This window comes from Halomonas sp. ISL-56 (genome assembly GCF_018612805.1).
Lineage (GTDB): Bacteria > Pseudomonadota > Gammaproteobacteria > Pseudomonadales > Halomonadaceae > Vreelandella.
The window spans coordinates 74741-96199 of sequence record NZ_JAGGRO010000006.1 but is presented as its reverse complement, the minus strand read 5'-3'; the positions used below and the strand labels follow the sequence as shown (position 1 = coordinate 96199).

Below are 21459 nucleotides of genomic sequence, written 5' to 3'. Positions count from 1 at the left end.
TTGTTTTGCCGAGCTTTTTAGTGAACTTAAAGTTTATGAAAACCAAGCGATTGATATCTTTCAGGCGAAGATCGACGAAGGCGTACTGCCAGAATGACGCCTACCGCCAGAAACAGAGGAATGAGCATGCAGAGGCCATACGAGAGCACCTTGCTTGAGCCCGTCAGGACGTCAAAATGCATCACCGCAATCACTAGCATGAATAACAGGGCCGCACAGGATAGTGCCGGGAACAGGCGCGTTCGCCACATGGCCTCTTGCAACTCGGGGTGACGGATAAAAAAGTACAGCACCGCCAAAGAGGTAATGGCCATCAATAGGATTAAGGAAAGGGCCGCCAAACTGGAGAACCAGGCGAAGAGCTGCAGAATGGGATCACCACCGGAAGCGGCAAAAATCAATATCGCGCTGGCAGCTATCAACGTTTGTAGAAGCGACCCAATGTGGGGACTCTGATGAACCGGATGGGTCGTTCCCAATATGCTTGGCAGCAAACCATCACGGCCTATGGCGAAGAAATAGCGAGCGGCGGAGTTATGAAAGGCGAGCAAACCAGCATAGATGCTGACCAGAAACATCACGCGAATAACGCGCGTCAACTCGGGGCCCACATAATGATCGGACAGCCCATAAATCAGTGTGGTTGGATCGTCGAGGCCTTGGAGGACGGTAACAATTTTATCAACCCCCGTACCGACCACCATCGACCATGTGGAGAGGGCATAAAAGCAGCCAATCAGAAGTATGGAGGCGTAAGTCGCCAGAGGAATATCTCGCTTGGGGTTTTTGGCCTCTTCCCCATAGATGGTCGTCGCCTCAAAACCGATGAAAGCGGCAAAGCAGAACAGTAGGCCTATGGACGGGGCACCACTGAAGACATGCTCGGCATTGAAAGCGTCGAGGTTAACGCCGCTGTCCCCACCACTCGTCAAAATGGCAACATCTAATATTAGAATAACCAGATACTCTGCCGTGACAACAAAGCAAAGCACGCGGGCAGAAAGATCAATTTTTCGATACCCCAGCAATGCGATACTACCCATCGCCAGCAGCGAGTAGAGCCACCATGGGTGGTGCAGGCCAAAGACTTCACTCATGGTGCCTGCCGCAACGCCACCAAACATCCCATACAACCCTATCTGCAGGATGTTATACGCAAATAGGGCGAGTCCGCCGGCGGCACCGCCAGCCACTCCCCCCAGCCCTCTTGCCGAAAAGGCATAGAAGCCCCCGGCATTCGTCACGTAGCGAGCAATGGTGGTGTACCCCACCGAAAACATCAGAATAATCACTAGTGCACACCCAATCAGTGCCGGTGTGCCTGCACCATTTCCCAGCATGATGCCAATCGGAAAGCCGCCAGCAAGAACACTGAATGGGCTGGCGGCGGATACCACGAAGAAAATAATGAAACCGGCACCTAAGGCGCCGCGTCTTAGCTCTGTCGAACTGACAGTAGGAGAGGAAATAACGCTCATTGTTTCAGCCTTTATATTATGCTTATTGGAATTAACAGGGTTACTACCTACATACTATTCCCATCCATCCGTGACCGTTATCCCAAATTGGCATCAATAATTTCATAAAAAACAATGCTTTATAAAATCCAATGAAGATATGGGCAAACTGATTCATCAGCATCGATCATGGTTGGGAAGGCAAGCATGCCCCAGGCGGAATCAAGCAATAAAAAAGTCACCGCAGTGACCAACAAGAAACTCCTTATTTCGGTGCCATAACAAAGTCGAAACTCGTCTGCCACTTCACCTTTCCGCTATTGACTGGAAAATAATCCATAATAAGTGAGTCTTTAACGCCGAAGACCGCATCCGATGTCAGGTAAGCATCACCGGCTACAAAGGTGTGGGTGACAATCCGTTGATAGTCAGGATGAGTGAGCAAGAAGTGCATGTGTGCTGGCCGCCACGGATGACGCCCGAGACTTTCCAGCATCTTGCCTACCGGGCCGTCATCAGGGATCGGATAAGAAACCGGCTTAATGCCAATAAATTCGTAGTAACCATCGGCGGCAGTAACGAAAACGCCGCGATTGTTCCACTCTGGTTGCTGATGGGGCTGCTGAATGTCGTAAAATCCGTCACTGTTGTCTGACCAAACATCGATGCGTACCCCCTCGATAGGATGGCCCTCCAGATCAAGCACCCGACCCTGATAGCGGCACGGCTCGCCCTTGCCATCCAACGAGATGGAAGCTCCCATGGGCAACTCCGGCGCCCCATCCACATGAAAGGGACCGAACACCGTATTTTCGGTTGCGCCCGCCGGACGTCGATGCTGAATGGCATCCACCAGCATGGAGACCCCGAGAGTATCGGAGAGCAAGATGAACTCCTGCCGCTTGTCATCGCACATTTGTCCGGTACTGGTCAGGAAATCGATTGCCAGTTCCCACTCAGCCTGGGTGAGTTCGACCTCCTTGACGAAACCATGCAAGTGCTTGATCAGCGAGCCGATGACCTGACGCAGCCGTGGGTCGATATCTTCCCCCATACGCCTATTGACCGACTCAACGGAGTGCTCTTCAGTGAAGTAATCAATTTGGGACATGGTTAATTCCTTGGTGAGAGCCCTGTCGCCAGGGCCGAGATGAATTATTCGGGACGGGCACCGTTCCAGGCACGCTCGAGCAGCTCGCGTATGGCTCCGCGCTCCACCGGCCGGGGGTTCCAGTACGGGTTCTGCACCGCCTGATCGGCGACGCTGTCCAGATCCGACTCGCTCAGCCCTAAGGCTTTGAGGGCAAGAGGGGCACCGAGTGACGCCGCAAAGTCGTAGAGACCACCACCAAGCTCACCGCCGAAGAGAGCCGCAGCGGGGGCCAGAGCCTCCTCTGCCGATCGAGCGTTGTAAGCCGCGGTATGCGGCAGCAGGATGGCGTGGGTATCGGCATGCGGCAGGTCGAAGCTGCCTCCCAGGGTGTGGCAGAGCTTGTGGTGTAAAGCCATGCCTACGCTACCCAGCACGGTGCCGCACAGCCAAGCGCCATAGAGCGCGTCACTGCGCGCCTGCAGATTCTGCGGCTGTTCAACGATGGCAGGCAGCGCCTGCTTGAGACTGCGAATGCCCTCCATGGCCATGAGGCTGCTGATGGGGTTACGATCCTTGGCATAGAGCCCTTCCACTGCATGCGCCATGGCGTTAAGACCGCTGGTCACACTCACTGCCACCGGCAGTCCAATAGTGAGTTCTGGATCGTAAATCACCACTTCAGGAAGAATGGAGGGATCCTTGATAGTGGTCTTCAGGCCATTTTCAGTTTGCCCCAGAATCGGCGTGACCTCGGAACCGGCATACGTTGTCGCTACCACCACCTGCGGCGCATCGTTGCGATAGGCGATCGCCTTGCCCAGTCCTATCGTCGAGCCGCCGCCCAGTGCGACGACACAGTCGGCGCCTGCTCTATCAAAAGCCGTCATGGCCTGCTCGGTTACCTTCACAGGCGTATGCATGGCCGCCTCGCTGAAGACCCCGGCGCCCAGCTCACCAAGCTGCAAGTTGAGACGTTCAGCATCCTCGCGACGGGAGGGCGTCGACAATACCAGGGCCCTGGTGCGCCCCAACTGGCGCACCTCGTCAGCAATCCTGGCCTGGCTACCCAGGCCAAACACAACCCGCGCCGGGTTGGCCGTATAGAGAAAAGCGTGTGGCATACTTTTGCTCCCTTAGGGTTTGAGCAATACCGATTGCGAGGGGTAATCAGTTGCCCAACCCTCCTGTAGAGGAGCGACGAAGACATTCTCCGTACGCGTTCGGGTGATTTTCCACTTCCCGTCAGGCTCCTTGCGGAAGGCGTTGTTGAGCCGCGACGAACGCAGCAGCGCCTTGCCATTGGAGAAGATCCAGGGCTGGCAATGCACCCACTGGCCCTCCGCAACGTCGCCATTGACATAGATCTGCTCCGAGGTCAGGTAGTGGACGTTGAGCAGGAGCTTGGGATCCTGATCCTTCTTCCAGAACCCTTGGAAATGGCGCCGGATAGCTGCCGCTCCTTCGGCACGGCCGAACTGGTTGTCGTAGTATTCGCCAACGCCCTCCCAGACGGCGTCTTCCGTGTATAGCGCCATGATCAAATCGATACGCTCTTCATCGCTGGTCACACCATATTCGGGAATTGGCGTATCGCACAGAAACATGTAGCGGGTCTGGAGGCGACGTATCTCGGCCTCGGCCTCCAGGGTTTCGATACGTGTCACCAACGCCTTCAGTTCGCTATTTGTGACTTCTGACATTTCTCGCTCCTTTTCTTGTTTGCCGGAGGGTCAACCCCGACGTTAGGTTTGCCCTTTTGCTCAAAATACGCGTAGGGCAGTTAAGGCCGTCTTTGCACTTGCTTAGCTGTTTACAACGACGCACCAAGATGCTCAATCACGCGCCCCAAGCCTAACTTGATCGCCCCGACTCCGGACGGCTCCAGGTTCTCAAACAGGCGCTGTTCGTAGTCATCAGCCATAGACAGCAGGCGTCGTGCCAATGCCTGCCCTTGCTCGCTAAGCTGAACGCAACCATTGCCGTCTACCACCAGCGCACGTTCGCGCAGCCCTGCAAGGGTATCCTCAAGGTCTGCCTGGGGTTGGGCCACACGCTGGGCCAGGGCCTCCGAGGGCAACGGGCCACGATCCGCCAGCAAGGTAAGAATTCGCCACTCATTGTCGTTGACCCCGAGGCTGCTGAGCCGCGGATAGAAATCGCCTCTATAGGCGGCTAGCGCCTGACGCATCAGGTAAAGCAAATGCTTGCCCAAACGACCATCCAGTGCCGTTTGCTCGTCAACGTTCAACACCATGGGATGAGGCTCGGGTACGGCATAGCGCCCGTTGTGGAACACCAGGGCACTGCCCTCGTTGCGATAGGCGTAGCGCACCACTTCGCCAACGATGATTAGGTGATCACCGCCCTCGTAGACATTCCACGTGCGGCATTCGAAATGCGCCGCGGCCCCCTTTATCTTGGCAACACCGCCGATGCCCTCCTCAATGGCAATGCCGCTGAACTTGTCCTCTCCCCGGCGCGCGAAGCGATTGGAGATGTCGACCTGATCATTGCTGAGCACGTTGACCACAAAGTGCTCGGCATTGCGGTAGGCAGTCAGGCTGTAGGCCCCCTTGTCGATGCTCCAAAGGATCAGCGGTGGATCCATCGACACCGAATTGAAGCTGCTGGCGGTGACGCCGTGGTTCTCTTCACCGCTGCGCGTGGTGACCACCGTTACGCCGGTGGCGAACTTGCCCAGCGCGCTACGGAAATCTCTCGTATCGAAGCTCATAAGCGAATCTCCATCCCCAAAATGGGATCGTTTTCAGCGCCCTAATTTCTCGCCGGTCGTACCGGCGATACCGTAGTCGCTCTTGGGTATCTCACTGATGATGACCCGTACATTCGCTTCGGGCGCATCGACCGACGACACGACGGCATCGGTGACCTTGCGGATCAGTGACTCTTTTTGGGCCTGCGTGCGGCCCTCCATCATGTAGACGTGAACGGTTGGCATTGTTTTGTCCTTTGCTTGTCGTCAGATTCTTGTCGTCAGAGGTCGAGAACGATCCGTTTACCCTTGGCCCGGGAGCAACAGACACACATCATGTCGCCTTCCTGTTTTTCGTCTTCGGTCAGAAAGTGATCGCGATGATCGATCTCACCTTCGAGGACGTCGGCCACGCAGGTACCGCACACGCCCTCCTCGCATTTCACCTCCACTTTCACGCCGGCCTTGGCGAGGGCCTTCGCAATCGTCTCCTCGCTACCGACGAACACGCTGACGCCGGATCTTTCGGCGACCACTTCGAAAGCCTCACCCGAGACATCGACGTCGGCGGAGAAGAATTCACGATGAATGCGCTCATCGCCGATGCCATACGCCTGGGCACGAGAGATCACCCAATCCATGAACCCCTGTGGGCCGCACACATAAATGTGTGCCCCCTCCCTGGCACCAGCGAGTTCGGCATTCAGATCGAGTTTTGTATCGACTTCGTCGTCATGGTGATAGGCGACAACGTCGGACAGACCAGCCGCCTCCACCTCGCTCTGGAAGGCCGTCAAGCTGCGTGAGCGCGTGCAGTAGTGCAGCGTGAAATCCTTGCCCAGCGCCTGTAGGCGCCGCGCCATGGCTATCATCGGCGTGACGCCAATGCCGCCGCCGAACAGCAGGCTCTGCGGTGCTTCTTCATGTAGCGGAAAGTGGTTTCGCGGCCCGTCGATCTCGAGCGTTTCCCCCTCTCTCGCAATCCTGTGCAATGTTTCCGACCCCCCACGGCTATTGGGGTCGCGCAGCACACCGATCTCGTAAAACTCGTGCTCTTGCGGATCCGAGCAGAGCGAGTACTGGCGCCACAGGTCGATGTCTCCATCGCGGACATGCACGTCGAGGTGCGCTCCGGCGGTGAAAGGGGGCAGGGGCGCGCCGTCCAGAGCGCGCAGCTGCAATCTGACAATTCCCCCCGGCTCATCAATACGCTTGTCGATCAATAGCATCAGGCTTTTGTTAGTGGTTTCCATTGGCATCACCTCATGTAGATTCCACCATTGACGTCCCAGCAAGCGCCATTGACGAACGCCGCCCGGGGGCTCGCCAGCAGCGCCACCAGGTCGGCAACGAAGTACGGGTCGCCCAGGTGGCCTACCGGGATATTGGCAATGGCTTTCTCGACGTCTTTGCCAAGCACGGAACGCACCATGGGTGTATCCATGGGCCCAGGCGCAATGGCGTTGCAGGTCACCCCGAAGGGAGCCAGATCCCGCGCGAAAATTTTCGTCAGCGTCAGAATGGCGCCCTTGGAGGCGGCATAGTGAGCCCCGGTGGCCGTGCCGCCGTTCTGCCCGGCCAGGGAGGCGAGATTGACGATCCGCCCATAGCCACGCGCCTTGAAGTGGCGGCCAAATATTTGGCTACCCGCAAAGGTGCCGCCGGCGTTGGTGGCCAGCACGGCATTGAAGTCCGCGGGGTCGATCTCCAGCACCCCCTGGACGGCCGTACGCGCCGCATTGTTGACCAGCACTTCTACTGACCCCCAGCGTTCTATGCACTTGTCGAGCACGCTCTGGAAGTCTTCGGGGTTGGTTACGTCTAAGGTGGCGGATACGGCGGTGTCGCCCGCAAGGTCTAGCTCTGAGGCCACCGCCGCGGCCGGTTCGAGCTCAATATCCGAGATCACTACTCGGAAACCAGCTCTATGCAGGGCACGCACGGCTTCGGCGCCGAAGCCACGCGCCCCGCCGGTCACCACGGCCGTCTGGACTTTGTCGGGTGCAGGCATGCTCATCAGAACAAATAGCTGAACGAGTTCAGCATTCCATCGGAGTTGAGCAGACGCGCCACCTTATGGCGGATTTTGAAGCCGCCCGGCGTAACGATGAGGATGTAGGTCAGGTTCGCGGCCCAGATCCGCTGGCGACCGAACTTGTCTTCGATCAGGTGCTCGGCGCAGCGAACCGTGACGTCGTCGGCTTCGACCTTAACAATCACAAAGCGCGATACCGTTCTCACCGTCTGTGCAGGGGGGGCCGATGAAATCGAAAACCCTTGCTGGAAGCGTGTAATGCGATCACGACGCATCTTCGCATCGTCATGGCAGAGGTTGAGCATGTTGTCGAAGTCCTCGCCATCGCCAATGGGTAATGTATAGAAGCCTTCGTCGCTCCACAGGTCGAGCCAGGCGTCGTAGTCCTGACGATCCAGAATGTCCGCCTCGGCCCAGATGAAGGCTTCCGCGTCGCGCAGGAGAAGCCCTTTTTCCTTTTTGATCATCTCGTTCATGCCTGCATCATCCTCTTCCACATGTCGTATGCCGCCCGCATCCCGGTTTCGGCGCTAATATGGCCGCGCGGCCCCACCTCGCCCGGCTGTTCATCGTCGAGGCCGCGATTGAGCAGAATGGGCAATTCCGCGCCCCCTTTGACGCCGCGCTGGATCCGCTCCCAAACTTCGGCATCATCGGGTGAACCAAAGCCCATAGGCCCCTGAAAGTGCTCGTGCAGGCGCAGGCGTACCTGGTTGGCTGCCTCGGGGCCGCCCTCCATGCCGATGGCGATATGGCGAATGTCGGTTCGCTCGACGCTCACCGGCGTCAATACCCGGAAGAAGGCCAGCGAGAACGACACGTTGGGAAAGAGATTGAGGTTGAAGCCCGCACCACCCACGGCACGCACGATCCGTTTTACTTGATCCTCGGGATAGCCTTCGCTGCGCAGCTCTTGGGCCAGCGCCTCGAAGCGCTCCGGGATCGGTGCTTCGAGGTTTTCGTCGAGATCCACCAGCTCGGGAATCATGACCATAACCGAATGCCCGTTACCCAGATCCTCGACGTACCCTTTGCCCTGTTCCAGGAAGGAGAAGACTGCCTCTGTCTCGCCATCCAACGACTGCAGAAAGGATTTGTGGACGACGGGAAAGTGGTAAGCGTCGGTGGTGTTCTCGAGCTGGACTTTCCAGTTCATCGGCACGCTGAACTGGTGTTCGCCCAACACCTTGACTGGGTACCCCGCTCCCTGCTTCATGAACAGGTCGATCCACTTGGTGACCGGGCCGAGAAAATCGACCAGCGGTTCGACCTCCTCGTTGAAGGTGGCGAAGACCATGCCTGCATAAGACTCGGTGCGTAACTTGAGCAAGCCATGCTGCGCCTTGTCGAAGTCGTCACCATATTGCTCGGGGTAAGGCAACGCCCGAAGCGAGCCATCAAGCCCGTAGCCCCAACCGTGGTAAGGACACTGGAACGATGAAGTCTTGCCCTTTTTCACTTCACAAACCGTGGCAGCACGATGGCGGCAGCGGTTCACCATGATATGGATCTCGCCCCTTCTATCGCGCACCACGATCACCGGTTCGAGCCCCACCTGGGAGAGCCTGAACGAGCCCTTGTCAGGGAACTCGCTTTCGTGGGCGACCCACACCCAGGTTTTCTTGAAGATTTTCTGCATCTCCTCCTCGAACAGCTTGGGGTCTTCATACATGGGGGTCTGAATATGATCCCTGAATACGAGCTCGTGAGGGGTGATGTCGATTTTGTTTTCGGTACTCATGATGACCTCGAAATCTCTGTTGTCTTCCTTGTTATCAATGGCTTATCGATGACTCACTCATCACTCGGGCACGACGAGCTCGCGTCCGATTCGCGCCTCGACACGGCAGTATTTCCAGAGCTTGTAGGTGCCGTCCCCTACCGGTGTGGTGCGAAAGAAGTTGCAAGCTTTGGCGACAGAATCGTAGTCCTGTACATCCGCCATAATGTAGAAAGTCCAGGGAGCGGCGATGGAGGGGCCGACCTGGATACAGTCGTCATCCATGATGCCCAGGATCGTGAGGCCGGGCAGGCCGTCGATGCCCTGCAGCATCTCGCGGGTGGCCTCCCACACCTGCTTGGCCTCCTCCGCGGTGGCGTTCATGAAGTTCTGGTTAATGCCGCAGCAAAAAAGTACGCGATGCATAATGTTGGTCTCCGCTTGTCAGATGATGTCGCTAGTTCACAAATAGCCCGGCAGGGGGTCGTGGTTAAAGAAGATGGCGCCGGCGTTCTTCCAGGTGATCTCGCCCATGAAGGCGTGTTGAGTGCACAATAGGGAGTCGCGCAGAATGCGTGATAAGGGATGGCTGTTTTCGGCGCCGGTCATGCCGCTGATCTGGTAGACGCTGCGAATAGCCGCGGCACACTCCTGGGTCAGATGGGTGGTGGAGAGACGCAGCAAGTTGGTTTGATCGCGACTCGGCTCGGTACCGGCCTGAATGGTGTCCCATGCCGACTCGGTGCTGTCATAGAAGAAGGCACGGGCAGCACGCACCTGTGCCTCGGCCTTGGCCAGGGCAATCTGGGCGTACTCGCGCTCGCCCAGATTGGGTGCTCCGGTGACCGACTTGCGCCCGCCGACCATGGCACGCACCACATCCAGTGCTTCCCGAGCCAGTCCCAGCGTAGTCACCGCCAGCACCTGGGCAGCAAAAGCCAACGCGGGATAACGGAAGAAGGGAGCGTCGACATTGGCCTTGGCGCCACGCACAAACGTCCACTCCTCAGCGACATAGGCGTCATCAACCACTAGGTCGTGGCTACCGGTGGCGACCATGCCGACCATGTTCCAGGTGGGGTCGATGAGAACTTGCTCGCGTGGCAGCACCGCCATACGCGGCAAGGCGCCGGGCTCGTCGGGCTGGATTCCGACGCCGCACAGTGAGGCGCCCATGCAGCCGCTGGCGAATTTCCAGCGGCCCTTGATGCGAAAGCCGCGCTCGACCCGCTCGGCGGGATGGGGGGGGAAGATACCTCCCGCGAACACCACATCAGGAGAGTCCTTCCAGATGCTGGCGATGGTTTCCTCGGGCAGGGCAGCTAAATAGGCGGGATTCATACCGAAGCTGGCAACCCAGCCGGCAGAGCCATCGGCCGCCGAGATCGCCTCAACCATTTTCAGAAACTCGGCGGGTGTTTTCTCATCGCCACCGTAACTGGCCGGCACCATGGCACGGTAGACGCCGATGGCCTTGAACTCCTCGACGATGTCCGCCGAGAGGTAGCGCTGCGCTTCGAACTCATCACGCCGTTGGCGGATGCTGTCGAGCAACGCATCAAAGCGCTCCTCGCCGCCCCATTGGGTTTTATCGACCTGGCTGTGCATAAATATCTCCTATTATTGGTAGGGTCTTGTCACGCTGAGCCTTGACCATGTAACGCGCGGCCCGGCATAAACCAGCCTCGTCGCCTCGCCTGCCGACGAGCTGCAGGCTCACCGGTCGGCCCCAATTCGGAGACATAGGCAGGCTCAAGGCAGGGTGTCCCGAAAGGTTAAAGGGCCGTACAAGGGAGGAGATGGCCAGATCCTGTTGCCCCTCCTCGGCTGCCGCGCGGCTCAGTGGAAAGTGCGGCAATGTCGGCAACGCCAGTACTTCGCAAGTCTCAAGCAGCCGATCCACCTCGACAGTGAAGGCCTGGCGCACTGCTTCCGCCTCGCGCAGCTCGGCTTCGGAGGTCTTGGCAGCCGCGCGCAGTCGGCTCTCCACGTCTTTCCCTAAGCGGCCACTGTCGAGCCAGACACCGCAGGCCATATAGGTTTCACGGTTGATCAGCGCCATGGCGGCATCAAAAGCCTCGCCCATCAGTGGTAAAGCACGCTTTTCAGCGGCCAACTCGGCAGCGTCGAGATACGCTTCCAGCGTGCCGAGAATTGCGACATCGGCCGCCACGTCTAGCGTGCATATACGTGGCACCGCTTCACTGCTTTCGACCGAGAATCCCGCATCTATGGATGACATGAAGTCGATCAACTCCTCGATATTGGCGCTGAGCGGCCCCACGCAGTCCAGGCTGCTGGACGCGGGCATAACGCCGCGTCGACTGAGCCGACCAAACGTCGGCTTCAAGCCATACACCCCACAGCAGGCCGCAGGCACCCGGATCGAGCCTCCCGTGTCGGTGCCGATGCCTATCTCGGCCAAACCCGCCGCAACCGCCGCCGCTGAACCACTGGAAGACCCACCCGGGATCAGCGTCGGAAAGCGCGGATTCTCGGGGGTTCCCGTCCAGGCATTGAGCCCAGTCATGCCAAACGCCAGCTCATGCAGATTGGCTTTGCCGACGATGCGATAACCGGCCGCCAGCGTGCGTTCGACGATCTCGGCATGCCTCTCTGCCGCTGGCGCGTCGGCCAGCGCCGCTGAACCTGCCTGGGTTGGATAGCCGGCGATATCGATGCTGTCCTTAACCACGACTCGCTTGGAGCCCGTGCCTAAGTCGAGATGCTGAATAAGAGGTGGCATGGCATTTTTATCCACTTATCACATGAAATTTCAAGTATTTGAAAACACTTTATTACTCATATTTTCTTCAAATTAAAGGACGAATAGCACGATGTCGGGGACTAGAAGTAGTAACGCGATACACAATAGATAAGGCGTCATGAAGTAACCCACGCCCAGAAAGATATCGCCAAAACTGAGCTCAGGGTCGAGGCTTTTGACGATGAAAGCGTTAACCCCTACCGGCGGCGTGATCGCTCCCATGCTGGTCACGATGCAGACCATGATGCCGAACCAGATCGGGTCGTAACCCAGTACCAGCGCCACCGGAAAGAAAATGGGGATCGAGATGATCAGGAAGCCCATGGCATCCATCAGCGCCCCGCCGACGACATAGATAAGCAGTACGCAGGCCATGACCAGCACCGCCGGCAGGGGCAGCGCGGCGGCCCACTCGCCGACCAGGAAGGGCAGCCGCGTGACGGTCAGGAAGCGACCGAACACCACCGCACCCGCCACCAGCATCAGAATCATCGCAGATGTTCTAAGGGTGTTGCTTAATGATTCCCACAGCATCTCCCATGATAGCCTTCCGCGCAGACCGATAAGGGTAATGGCCCCGACACAGCCAACCGCGGCCGCTTCGGTAGAGGTGAACCAGCCGGCGAACAGACCGCCCAGCACCAGAGTAAAGAGGACGAATATCTCCACCACCCCTTTAAGAGAGGCCAGGCGCACTCCCCAGGAGGAGCGTTCACCAGCGGGCGCCATGGCTGGGTTGCGCCAGCAAAGGCAAGCAATGGTCAGCACGAACAGCGTCATAAGGATTAAGCCGGGCAGGATGCTGGCGATAAAAAGATCACGGATGGCAAGCTCGGCTTGCAAAGCGATCACGATCAGTACCGCGCTGGGGGGAATGATGACCCCTAGAGTACCTCCAGCCGCCACGCTGCCGGCACTCAGCGCTTTGTGGTAGCCAAATTTCTTCATTTCCGGTAGGGCAATAGTACCTACCGTGGCGGCTGTCGCCGTATTGGAGCCGCAAACGGCGGCGAAACCAGCACTGCTTAATATCGTTGTCGTGGCCATGGAGCCCTGGCGGTGCCCCGTCCAGGCATAGGCAGCCGCAAACAGCTTCTCGGTAATCCCCGAGCGGAACAGCAGCTCGCCCATAAAAACGAACAGCGGTATGACGCTCAAAGAGTAGGAGGAAAGCTGCTCCCAGATACCGGAGCTGATGATGTTATAGGCCGCCATGGGGCTGGTGATATGCAGCATCCCAAAGAAGCCGACGATGAACATGGCAAAGCTGATCGGCACCTTCAGGATAATCAGCAGAAAGAGCGCCAATACGCCAATCATGGCGACCATTGTGAAGCTCATGCCTCTCTCCCCTGGGTCAGGCAATCCCGCACATCCATCAACAACACGAGGCAGAATGCGGTAAAGCCGAAGGCGACCAGATAGATAATCGGATAAATGGCCAGGCGAAGAGATTGCGATAGTGCACCTCGCTGCATGGCAAAAGTGCCATACTCCCAAAGCTTGAATGCCACCATGGTAAAGAAAAGCAGGCTCACCACCGCTACCAGGAGTTGGATGAGGCGCTGGAGCCGCTGAGGCAGTCTAGCCACCAGCATGTCCAACTCAATGTGCGCCTTGGTCAACTGGGCATAGGCCAAAGAAGATGACACCACCACCGCCGTCAACCAACCTACCACCTCGGTAGTTCCACCGAACGAAGACGCCAGCTGACGCATGATAATGTTGGTCACCACCAAGGACATCATCGCCAGCAAACTCATACCAGCGAGCACAAGCAACAGCCGACTGATTAGGAGTGTGAATCTATTCATGGATGCTCCCTCTTTAATGCCGAATACCCCGCCCGACCCAAGGCCCTGATTACCAACAGCCGTTACTGCTGTTGGTAATGCTCGAAAAGCTCGTGCATTCGCTCATTAAACTCGTAGGCGGGGAGCCCTAACTCAGCAACTCGGGACAGACGCTCCTCATTAAGCGGCATAAGACGTTCGGCCCAACGCGCTGCTTCCTCGTCGCTCAGCGAAACGACCTCTACCCCCTCTTGCTCACGCGCCCACTTTATAGACTCCTCAACATGAGAATCGAGATAGTCACCTGCGAAAAAGGCCATTTCAGCACCCAGCTCATCGATAACCTGCTGAACATCCTCGGGCAGCGACTCCCAGCGCTGACGATTCATAACCGCCACCAGCACCGCATTGGTCAAGGGGTAGTCGGTGATGGACTTAACGGTGCGCGCATAGCCCAGATCCATCAGCACTTCCCGGGAGCTCACGTAGCCATCGACGACTCCCGCTTGCAGTGCCTCGCCCGTATCAGCCTGCGAGAGCGCTACCGGTACCCCACCCAGCGCCGCTAGTACATCGGTACTGTCGCCAGGCACACGGATCTCCTGGCCGTGCAGTTCTTCCAGTGAAGTAACTGGCTGCTTGGTCTGTAAATAACCGGGTTCGGAAGTAAACGCAGTGATGACCTTAAAATCCTCAAGGCCCAACTGCTCGGGGGGGAACTCTTGAATCAAATCATAGAGTGATTGGCTTGCTACGGTCGAATTGACGTCCAGCCCCGTCAGGCTACCGGCCAGATTAAGCAGCGGAAAACGGCCCGGCTCATAGGAAGTGATCGACAGCCCGATATCCGCAACGCCGCTCAGCACACCGTCATACATGTTATTTGCCGTTAGAAGCGTGCCGCCGGGGAAGGTATTGACGGTCACGCGGCCATCAGTGCGACGATGAAGCTCTTCCGCCCAACGCTCCATTTGCACACCGAGGAAGGTGCTGGCAGGCGAAATGAACGCATAGCTAAGGGTGATGTCACTGGCAGCGACGAGCGGACTCATCAGCATACCTACTAGGCTAGTGGCACCCGCCAAGCGCCGAATGCTTGACACTTTTTTCTTCGTCGTCATGGGTCTTATCTCTCTTTATCGTTGTTGTTGGGTGCTTCTTGCCACTCAATACATTCAATATCACATGAAAATTCAAGCAATGCAACAGCCTCATACGCCACAATGAGAACTCACGCGATAGATGGCTTACTGCACAGGATCTAGCGTTGCCAATCGCTGCTGCCGTTCGAGCAAGACGAACGAACCTACCGTCTCAGCCAGACGCAGTGACTGACCCTCGAGCCTATCAGCCGCCGTTGCGGACTCTTCGACCAGTGCCGCGTTCTGTTGGGTCATTTGGTCGAGCCCAGCCACCGCCTGATTGACTTGACCGATACCCTGGCTCTGCTCGCTGGTTGCCGCACTGATTTCGCCAAGCACATCGGAGACCCTCGACACACTGGCAACGATTTCGTTCATGGTGGCACCGGCTGCGCGCACGAGCTCTGAACCAGCCTGAGTCTTGGCGGTGGCATCCTCAATCAGTTCCTTGATCTGCCGAGCAGCGGCGGCGCTGCGGCCAGCCAACTGACGCACTTCGTCTGCTACTACCGCGAAGCCTCGGCCATGTTCTCCAGCGCTAGCCGCCTCAACCGAGGCGTTGAGCGCCAGTAGGTTGGTTTGAAAGGCAATGCTATCCATCACTGAGACGATCTCTGCAATCCGCTGCGACGCGCTATCAATGTCGTTCATGGTTCGCACAGCTTGCGACACCACGTTACCGCCCTGGGAAGCGACTTGCGAAGCAGAGACGGAGAGCTCCTTTGCCTGCCGAGACGCTGAAGCGGTATGTTCAACGGAATGGGTCAGCTGCTCCATGGAAGCCGACGTCTCCTGCAGGTGGGAGGCCGCCACCTCAGTTCGGGCCGACAGATCCTGACTTCCCACGGCAATCTCACTCGCAGCTGCACGCACTGAGTCGCTGCTGTCGCGCACATCGAGTAGTACATCGTTTATTTTATCGACAAAGGCATTGAACTGGATCGCCAACCTAGCACTTTCATCGCGGCCATTGGCGGGCAGGCGGCGGGTCAAGTCGCCATTGCCGACAGCGATGTCATGCATGCGCTCAGCCAACCGACGCAACGGACGAGCAATGCTCTCCCCCACCAACCATGCCGCCAATAACCCCAGACCTGCAATGAAAAGCCCGATCAACGTCATACCCAGAATGTCTCTATCAAGCTGTTCCTCTGTTTGCCGCTGCAGTTCATGCAGTCCAGCAAGCACTGCATCTTCAGGCTGTCGAATCATCAGCACCCAGGTGTTGTCGCCCCCTCCAATAGTAAAAGGCCAGTACAATTCGATTACGCCCTGCTCGGCATCATGGATATACGTAGGCTGGCCTCCTTGGGCCTGCTGTATGCGCTGCTGCAAGGTGGCATCAAAAGCCTCACTAAAAGGTACTCCCAGCGTGGCTCCCTCATGCGTATACGCTACCAGCCCCCCTCTCGGAGCCACCAAGGCCATGTCTCCCGATCCCTCATAGAGTTCTCTATTTTCCTCCAAGAGCATGGACTGGATAAAATCTACCGTCAGATCAACGCCGGCAATACCGCGAAACTCGCCGTCGACAACGATCGGGGCGACGAAGGAAGTCAACATCACTTCCTCCTCCCCCACCTGATAAACGTCAGGGTCTGTAATACATGGCCTCAACGTTTCTCGTGGGCAGAGATAATACTCGCCCTCGCGCAACCCATTGGGCTGAATAACCTCGCTCTCCATGATGGCTGCTTCCTGAGCCATGATGTCGAGATCTCCGTTCTCTCCTCGATACCACAGGGGCATGAAGCGCCCCTGCGGGCTATGTCCCGGCAGGCCACTGTCAGAATAAACGTCATCCTGATCGAAGGCATTAGGCTCCCAGGCAGCATAAGCGACAGAAACATCCTGGTTGACTTCCAGATACTTTCGAATGGCGCCGATTACCTCCTGACGATTAAAATCAAGAGTGGGCCCACCGTTATAAGACACTTCACCCTGCATGGAATTGACAGCTGCCAACCCTTTGGCCATCTCGAGTGCCTGAGTAAATTGAACCTGTATGCTCTCGGCTTGATAGGACGCAATGGCATGCAAACGGCCTTCAGTCTCATCCAGTAGTATGTTCTGCGCTCCCACCTGAGTGGCTTTCTGTGATCTTGTATTTGCCATTACGAAGTAAGCAGACAAAGATAACACCGCCAATATTGTTGAGATGCCAGCCAGCAACGTGACAAATGTGCGAAGGGATTTAAATTTCATATCATCAACCTGTGCAGGGGTTTGATTTTTATTTGTCCAACAGCATGGTTGCGGTAAATCACAGAGATAAAGCGGCGGTTTCCGCTCAACCGGTATGACATAAGCGACCACCTACTACCAATATCACATGAAATTTCAAATAAAAATACACAGTATGTACTTGAATATGTGCATTACTCTCTAACAGCCCCGCACACAGCCCACAACGCAAGGAGCATCTAGTCTCCGCCTCCGGCTACCTTCAGCTTCATGCCTTGCAGAACGTCACTAGCCAGTTCAGATATGGCACACGACAAAAAAGCCCAAGCTTAAGCCTGGGCAAGAGGATAAACGGAGAAAGGTGAGAGGCTATTCCAGTGATTCGTAAGGCAGACCCACATAGTTTTCTGCGATGGTGGTCATCCCTGCTTTAGAGCTGGTGACGTAGTCCAACTCGGCCAACTGCATGCGGCTGTTGAAATCTTCCTCATCGGAAAAGTTGTGCAGCATAGAGGTCATCCACCAGGAGAAGCGCTCCGCCTTCCAGATGCGCTTCAGGCAGGTTTGCGAGTAGCGCTCGATCAAATCCGTGCGGCCCTCTTGGTAGACCTTCACCATTAGCCGATAGAGCGTATTCACATCGCTGGCGGCCAGGTTTAGCCCCTTGGCGCCGGTGGGCGGTACGATATGCGCCGCATCGCCGACCAAGAACAGCCGCCCGTACTGCATGGGTTCGACCACATAGCTACGCAGCGGTGCGATGCTCTTCTCAATCGAAGGCCCAGTCACCAGCTTTGCGGCAACGTCATCAGGCAGGCGGCGCTTCAGCTCTTCCCAAAAGCGCTCATCCGACCAATCTTCTACCTTTTCATCCAAGGGTACCTGAAGGTAGTAACGGCTGCGGGTGGCAGAGCGCATGCTGCACAAACTGAAGCCGCGCTCGTGGCTTGCGTAAATCAGCTCGTCCGAGACCGGGGGCGTGTCCGAGAGCACCCCCAACCAGCCAAACGGGTAGACCTTTTCAAACTCTTTAATACGCTCTGGAGGGATCGATTGGCGGGAGACACCATGATAACCATCGCAACCGGCAACATAGTCACAATCAAGCCGGACGGTTTCACCGTTATACTCAAAGGTGAGGTAGGGGCTGTCGCTATCCAGGTCGTGGGGCTGAACGTTTTCCGCCTCGTAAAGAGTTGTCGCGCCAGCGGCGGCGCGGGCCTCCATCAGGTCCCGCGTGACCTCGGTTTGGCCGTATACCATCACTTTGCTGCCGCCGGTCAGTTCGTCCAGCGCAACCCGCACGCGGCGGTTATCAAAAACCAGCTCAAAACCGTCATGGGGCAGGCCCTCTTCATCCATGCGCTGGTCAACCCCCGCTTCGCGCAGCAAGTCCACCATGCCCTGCTCCAGTACACCGGCGCGGATACGGCTTAATACATACTCACCGCTACGCCGCTCAACAATCACGTTATCAATGCCTTGACGATGCAGTAGCTGACCCAGCAATAGGCCTGAAGGCCCTGCGCCAATAATCGCGACCTGTGTTTTCATAGGGGATGCCTCATCATTGTCATTATCTAAAACGTATGACTTGTATTTTTCAATGAAACACGCCGCATAATAAGGCATGATCTAGATCAATTATTGGACATTTAGCGTCTTATTACCCAACCTTAGTCGTATAGGAGAAGCAGGTGATGCCAGCCTCATCGGCAACGTCCGTTCCGGTCTTTAAACTGTATGGCGAGACGCAGCACTGGCCCACGCCCGACTTGCTCCACTGCGAGTCTATCCCCGAGCGCAGCCAGCTACATGACTGGCGGATCCGGCCGCACCGCCATGCGGATCTCGTGCATATTCTGTTTATTTCTCACGGTAGCGTTGAGCTGGAACTGGAGGGAACAAGCCATCAGCTTCAGAGCACCAGCGCTATCGTTGTGCCCGCGATGGCTATTCACGGCTTTCTCTTTTCACCGGATGTGGAAGGACACATTATCACCCTGGCCAAACCGCTGGCCGACCACTTACATGCACTAATGGGTGAGAGCAGTACGCTAAAAAAAGCCGACTTCTATCCGCTGCTCCAGCCAAACCAGACCGACAAAATTGCCACGCTGGTGGCCCAGATCGACCAGGAGTACCGCCAACCGGCCCCCGGACGCAACAGCCTACTCGAAGCACTTACCCAAGCCTTGGTAGTCGAGCTATCGCGTCTTTGTGCTTATGCAGGCCGCACGGCAAAACGCTATGGCCCCCGCCAAAGTGACAAAGGGCGGCAGCATTTAGAGCACTATCAAGCGCTGATCGACGCCCACTATCGCGAGCAGCCAAGTATTGAGCAGTTAGCCGAGCAGATCGGGGTGAGTAGCGCGCACCTGAACCTGCTCTGCCGGCAGCTCGCCGGGCGCAGCGCCCTGCAATTGCTGCATGAACGCTTATTGCTGGAAGCCAAGCGTCAGCTCACCTATACCAATATGACCATCGGCCAGGTCTCCGACAGCTTGGGCTTCTCTGAACCGGCTTACTTCACACGCTTTTTTAAGCGCAATACCACGCTCTCGCCGCGGGAGTTTCGGCTGCGCCAGCACGCCCAGTCATAGGCGCGAAGCCGTGTTGCTATCTGGCTGGCAATGAGAGCTAACCAACGCTGAAGCCAGCCAAGGGTCTGAAGCTGGTGAGACCCTTTAGCCGCCTAGCAGCCAACTAAAATTTGGAGCACCACCGACACGTAGTGAAGCGCTTTTTAATGTATTCTTATTCGCCTTTATCAGAACTAAAAAGCTGATTGAGCTTTGCATATTGGAGCAGCATTATGGTTTTACCATCTTGAATTTCTCCCGAGCTAATCTTGGCGTAAGCGTCATTAAAATCTAGCTCTAACACCTCGATATTTTCCTGCTCATGCTCTAAACCGCCTCCTGAAGAAACTTTCATGTCGTCTGAATATTCAGCCACAAAAAAGTAAAGTTTTTCGGTGACCGAGCCCGGTGACATATAGGCTTCAAATATTTTCTTTACTTTATCGACCCTATAACCCGTTTCTTCCTCGGCTTCTTTTTTAATACAATCTTCAGCATTATCTTCATCTAGCAACCCTGCACATGTTTCGATTAACATTCCGTTGGCATTGCCATTAACAAATGTGGGCAAACGAAACTGGCGAGTCAATATGACACTACCTTTACTGTTATTGTATAAAAGTATTGTCGATCCATTACCTCGGTCATAGGCTTCACGCTCTTGCCTCTCCCATTCGCCATCTGGTTTTTGATAATCAAATGAGTATTTATTGAGGGTATACCAGTTATCCGACAATAATGTTTTCTCGATATTTTTAACTTTAGTATCCATAGCACTCTCACGATATAAGCCATACTAAGAAGCTTAACAATAAACTAAAATACTGATAGTTCATTGCTTAAATTGCAGATAATAGCTTTTCAAAAAAGCTTTTCAAAATGCCAAAAGGCCAGCGCAAATGCGCTGACCCTTTTTGGTGTCTCTCGACCCAATGTCAAAGCTACGGGCAACTGAGCGTTTAGATACCGTAGCGATTAAACAGGTGCGCCCGGTGGTGGCGGTAGGCACGCTCGGTCATTCGCTCAAGCAGCCGATAGGCAACGCCCAGGGTTCGTTTAATCAAGGAAGCGTTAGTAGCGGAGATCATGGCAGTGGTACCTGACAATTTAGTGAGGATGCTAACAGCATAGCCAAGCACTAGACTTTAGTCCAATGCTTGCACTTTGCCTATCGATACCAGCTACATCCGGCGCTATCGCTTGAAAAGCAGTCGAGTGATATGTCTTCGAGATAGAACTGGTGCGGTTCAGAAATCTGGCTCCATGACACTGAAGGAGTCATTTCCTCGAACATATTACCGCCGGTTGTGGTCTTCTTTTTACCCGTTAGGTAATTAACGCTCACTTCGGTTACTTCCCCCGTGCTGCGCGAGAACCCTGAGTAGTCGTAGCCGATTAGCCGGAATTGCTCGCTCTCAAGCCGAAAGGTAAATGCCTGCCGTGAGACCCCATAGCTTCCACAGCTCAGCCAAGTGCCCAACGCGACGAGGATTCGCCCACGCGCTATCGAGATATCTCCTTCACTTAGTAGTGGATCCGCCAAGCACGGATTCTCCTGACTATGCTCACTGGGCAGTAGATTATCGCGGGTCAAAAACGTACGGTACCCGCTTTGGGTATTAAGCAGCACAATAAGGCGGCGAGGATTAAGGTTGAGAACGGGTGACCCAAACCCGTCATTCTCAAATAGGTTGTCAGCACTCACTTCTTCGACCACGAGCACCGCATCATCTGCACCGTCTCGGTTCAAGTCGCCCGTTGCACTTGAGATGAGCTTCCAGCCAGAGGGCACCCAGTGCTCAAAGAGGGTTGGCGGCTCGGCAAATGTCGAACCGGTAGCAAGAAGTAACGCAACGGCTAGTGTCAAAACCGATAATCGCGGCTTAATGGTCAGACTCCTCTAGACATGAAGCCAAAATAAGGTTTAGCGTCATTTTTGAAACTCAGCACTACCACGCTTATACCGCGCGAGT

22 protein-coding genes are annotated in these 21459 nt (G+C 56.1%); 1 reads left to right on the top strand and 21 read right to left on the bottom strand.

All coding sequences use genetic code 11. The features are described from left to right. Positions 1–26: 26 nt before the first annotated feature. From J7J49_RS05565 to pobA, 18 genes are all read right to left on the bottom strand, one after another. Positions 27–1478 (bottom strand): APC family permease, encoded by a 1452-nt coding sequence (locus J7J49_RS05565; protein ID WP_215090885.1) that lies wholly within the window; start codon positions 1476–1478, stop codon positions 27–29. A 244-nt stretch (positions 1479–1722) separates the two neighbouring features. After that, a complete protein-coding gene (locus J7J49_RS05560) occupies positions 1723–2568 on the bottom strand; it encodes an intradiol ring-cleavage dioxygenase (protein ID WP_215090884.1) in 846 nt (281 codons plus the stop codon). Between the two features lie 44 nt (positions 2569–2612). Further along, complete coding sequence (locus tag J7J49_RS05555) at positions 2613–3671, bottom strand: maleylacetate reductase (protein WP_215090882.1); 1059 nt, start codon at positions 3669–3671, stop codon at positions 2613–2615. Between the two features lie 12 nt (positions 3672–3683). After that, a complete protein-coding gene (locus J7J49_RS05550; RefSeq protein ID WP_215090879.1) occupies positions 3684–4250 on the bottom strand; it encodes a nuclear transport factor 2 family protein in 567 nt (188 codons plus the stop codon). A 110-nt stretch (positions 4251–4360) separates the two neighbouring features. Beyond that, positions 4361–5284 carry a flavin reductase gene (locus J7J49_RS05545; RefSeq protein WP_215090877.1) on the bottom strand — a complete coding sequence of 308 codons (924 nt, stop codon included), beginning with the start codon at positions 5282–5284 and terminating at the stop codon, positions 4361–4363. A gap of 33 nt (positions 5285–5317) precedes the next feature. Continuing rightward, positions 5318–5509, bottom strand: coding sequence for a 2-hydroxymuconate tautomerase (gene thmT, locus J7J49_RS05540; RefSeq protein WP_215090875.1), 192 nt, complete (start codon positions 5507–5509; stop codon positions 5318–5320). A gap of 35 nt (positions 5510–5544) precedes the next feature. Beyond that, a complete protein-coding gene (locus J7J49_RS05535; RefSeq protein WP_215090873.1) occupies positions 5545–6516 on the bottom strand; it encodes a PDR/VanB family oxidoreductase in 972 nt (323 codons plus the stop codon). A gap of 5 nt (positions 6517–6521) precedes the next feature. After that, a complete protein-coding gene (locus tag J7J49_RS05530; RefSeq protein WP_251048162.1) occupies positions 6522–7274 on the bottom strand; it encodes an SDR family NAD(P)-dependent oxidoreductase in 753 nt (250 codons plus the stop codon). A 5-nt stretch (positions 7275–7279) separates the two neighbouring features. Continuing rightward, positions 7280–7774 (bottom strand): aromatic-ring-hydroxylating dioxygenase subunit beta, encoded by a 495-nt coding sequence (locus tag J7J49_RS05525; RefSeq protein WP_215090869.1) that lies wholly within the window; start codon positions 7772–7774, stop codon positions 7280–7282. Beyond that, positions 7771–9039 carry an aromatic ring-hydroxylating oxygenase subunit alpha gene (locus J7J49_RS05520; RefSeq protein WP_215090867.1) on the bottom strand — a complete coding sequence of 423 codons (1269 nt, stop codon included), beginning with the start codon at positions 9037–9039 and terminating at the stop codon, positions 7771–7773. The genes J7J49_RS05525 and J7J49_RS05520 overlap by 4 nt, the downstream gene beginning before the upstream one ends. Before the next feature lie 60 nt (positions 9040–9099). Then, positions 9100–9444, bottom strand: coding sequence for an IacB protein (locus J7J49_RS05515; RefSeq protein ID WP_215090865.1), 345 nt, complete (start codon positions 9442–9444; stop codon positions 9100–9102). A gap of 36 nt (positions 9445–9480) precedes the next feature. Next, a complete protein-coding gene (locus tag J7J49_RS05510; protein ID WP_215090863.1) occupies positions 9481–10626 on the bottom strand; it encodes an acyl-CoA dehydrogenase family protein in 1146 nt (381 codons plus the stop codon). Next, positions 10607–11764, bottom strand: a complete 1158-nt coding sequence (locus J7J49_RS05505; protein WP_215090861.1) for an amidase — start codon at positions 11762–11764, stop codon at positions 10607–10609. The genes J7J49_RS05510 and J7J49_RS05505 overlap by 20 nt, the downstream gene beginning before the upstream one ends. A gap of 72 nt (positions 11765–11836) precedes the next feature. Then, positions 11837–13126, bottom strand: coding sequence for a TRAP transporter large permease (locus J7J49_RS05500; protein WP_215090859.1), 1290 nt, complete (start codon positions 13124–13126; stop codon positions 11837–11839). After that, the gene (locus J7J49_RS05495; protein ID WP_215090857.1) at positions 13123–13599 is read right to left on the bottom strand and encodes a TRAP transporter small permease; all 477 of its coding nucleotides are present in this window, start codon (positions 13597–13599) and stop codon (positions 13123–13125) included. The genes J7J49_RS05500 and J7J49_RS05495 overlap by 4 nt, the downstream gene beginning before the upstream one ends. A gap of 62 nt (positions 13600–13661) precedes the next feature. Next, on the bottom strand, positions 13662–14699 hold the full coding sequence (locus J7J49_RS05490) for a TRAP transporter substrate-binding protein (RefSeq protein WP_215090855.1): 1038 nt from the start codon (positions 14697–14699) through the stop codon (positions 13662–13664). A gap of 126 nt (positions 14700–14825) precedes the next feature. Beyond that, on the bottom strand, positions 14826–16925 hold the full coding sequence (locus tag J7J49_RS05485) for a methyl-accepting chemotaxis protein (protein WP_215090853.1): 2100 nt from the start codon (positions 16923–16925) through the stop codon (positions 14826–14828). A 348-nt stretch (positions 16926–17273) separates the two neighbouring features. Continuing rightward, positions 17274–18458, bottom strand: a complete 1185-nt coding sequence (gene pobA / locus J7J49_RS05480; protein WP_064235742.1) for a 4-hydroxybenzoate 3-monooxygenase — start codon at positions 18456–18458, stop codon at positions 17274–17276. A gap of 146 nt (positions 18459–18604) precedes the next feature. Between pobA and J7J49_RS05475 the strand changes: the two genes are divergently transcribed. After that, entirely contained in the window at positions 18605–19507 is a 903-nt protein-coding gene (locus tag J7J49_RS05475) for a helix-turn-helix domain-containing protein (protein ID WP_215090852.1), read from the top strand. A 154-nt stretch (positions 19508–19661) separates the two neighbouring features. On the opposite strand, the gene nudK is transcribed toward J7J49_RS05475, so the two are convergent. The 3 genes from nudK to J7J49_RS05465 form a co-directional block, all read right to left on the bottom strand. Then, positions 19662–20258: a GDP-mannose pyrophosphatase NudK gene (nudK, locus tag J7J49_RS05470; protein ID WP_215090850.1), complete on the bottom strand. Its 597-nt coding sequence runs from the start codon at positions 20256–20258 to the stop codon at positions 19662–19664. Between the two features lie 187 nt (positions 20259–20445). Next, positions 20446–20574 carry a hypothetical protein gene (locus tag J7J49_RS22645; RefSeq protein ID WP_285222406.1) on the bottom strand — a complete coding sequence of 43 codons (129 nt, stop codon included), beginning with the start codon at positions 20572–20574 and terminating at the stop codon, positions 20446–20448. A gap of 80 nt (positions 20575–20654) precedes the next feature. Further along, entirely contained in the window at positions 20655–21353 is a 699-nt protein-coding gene (locus J7J49_RS05465; RefSeq protein WP_215090848.1) for a hypothetical protein, read from the bottom strand. Positions 21354–21459 lie beyond the last annotated feature (106 nt).

Coding starts and splice junctions, on each gene's coding strand:
- J7J49_RS05560 (WP_215090884.1), bottom strand. CDS start 2,568: ATGTCCCAAATTGATTACTTCACTGAAGAGCACTCCGTTGAGTCGGTC.
- J7J49_RS05555 (WP_215090882.1), bottom strand. CDS start 3,671: ATGCCACACGCTTTTCTCTATACGGCCAACCCGGCGCGGGTTGTGTTT.
- J7J49_RS05495 (WP_215090857.1), bottom strand. CDS start 13,599: ATGAATAGATTCACACTCCTAATCAGTCGGCTGTTGCTTGTGCTCGCT.
- J7J49_RS05490 (WP_215090855.1), bottom strand. CDS start 14,699: ATGACGACGAAGAAAAAAGTGTCAAGCATTCGGCGCTTGGCGGGTGCC.
- J7J49_RS05535 (WP_215090873.1), bottom strand. CDS start 6,516: ATGGAAACCACTAACAAAAGCCTGATGCTATTGATCGACAAGCGTATT.
- J7J49_RS05565 (WP_215090885.1), bottom strand. CDS start 1,478: ATGAGCGTTATTTCCTCTCCTACTGTCAGTTCGACAGAGCTAAGACGC.
- thmT (WP_215090875.1), bottom strand. CDS start 5,509: ATGCCAACCGTTCACGTCTACATGATGGAGGGCCGCACGCAGGCCCAA.
- nudK (WP_215090850.1), bottom strand. CDS start 20,258: ATGGATACTAAAGTTAAAAATATCGAGAAAACATTATTGTCGGATAAC.
- J7J49_RS05545 (WP_215090877.1), bottom strand. CDS start 5,284: ATGAGCTTCGATACGAGAGATTTCCGTAGCGCGCTGGGCAAGTTCGCC.
- J7J49_RS05520 (WP_215090867.1), bottom strand. CDS start 9,039: ATGAGTACCGAAAACAAAATCGACATCACCCCTCACGAGCTCGTATTC.
- J7J49_RS05530 (WP_251048162.1), bottom strand. CDS start 7,274: ATGCCTGCACCCGACAAAGTCCAGACGGCCGTGGTGACCGGCGGGGCG.
- J7J49_RS05485 (WP_215090853.1), bottom strand. CDS start 16,925: ATGAAATTTAAATCCCTTCGCACATTTGTCACGTTGCTGGCTGGCATC.
- J7J49_RS22645 (WP_285222406.1), bottom strand. CDS start 20,574: ATGATCTCCGCTACTAACGCTTCCTTGATTAAACGAACCCTGGGCGTT.
- J7J49_RS05515 (WP_215090865.1), bottom strand. CDS start 9,444: ATGCATCGCGTACTTTTTTGCTGCGGCATTAACCAGAACTTCATGAAC.
- J7J49_RS05550 (WP_215090879.1), bottom strand. CDS start 4,250: ATGTCAGAAGTCACAAATAGCGAACTGAAGGCGTTGGTGACACGTATC.
- J7J49_RS05505 (WP_215090861.1), bottom strand. CDS start 11,764: ATGCCACCTCTTATTCAGCATCTCGACTTAGGCACGGGCTCCAAGCGA.
- J7J49_RS05475 (WP_215090852.1), top strand. CDS start 18,605: ATGCCAGCCTCATCGGCAACGTCCGTTCCGGTCTTTAAACTGTATGGC.
- pobA (WP_064235742.1), bottom strand. CDS start 18,458: ATGAAAACACAGGTCGCGATTATTGGCGCAGGGCCTTCAGGCCTATTG.
- J7J49_RS05500 (WP_215090859.1), bottom strand. CDS start 13,126: ATGAGCTTCACAATGGTCGCCATGATTGGCGTATTGGCGCTCTTTCTG.
- J7J49_RS05510 (WP_215090863.1), bottom strand. CDS start 10,626: ATGCACAGCCAGGTCGATAAAACCCAATGGGGCGGCGAGGAGCGCTTT.
- J7J49_RS05525 (WP_215090869.1), bottom strand. CDS start 7,774: ATGAACGAGATGATCAAAAAGGAAAAAGGGCTTCTCCTGCGCGACGCG.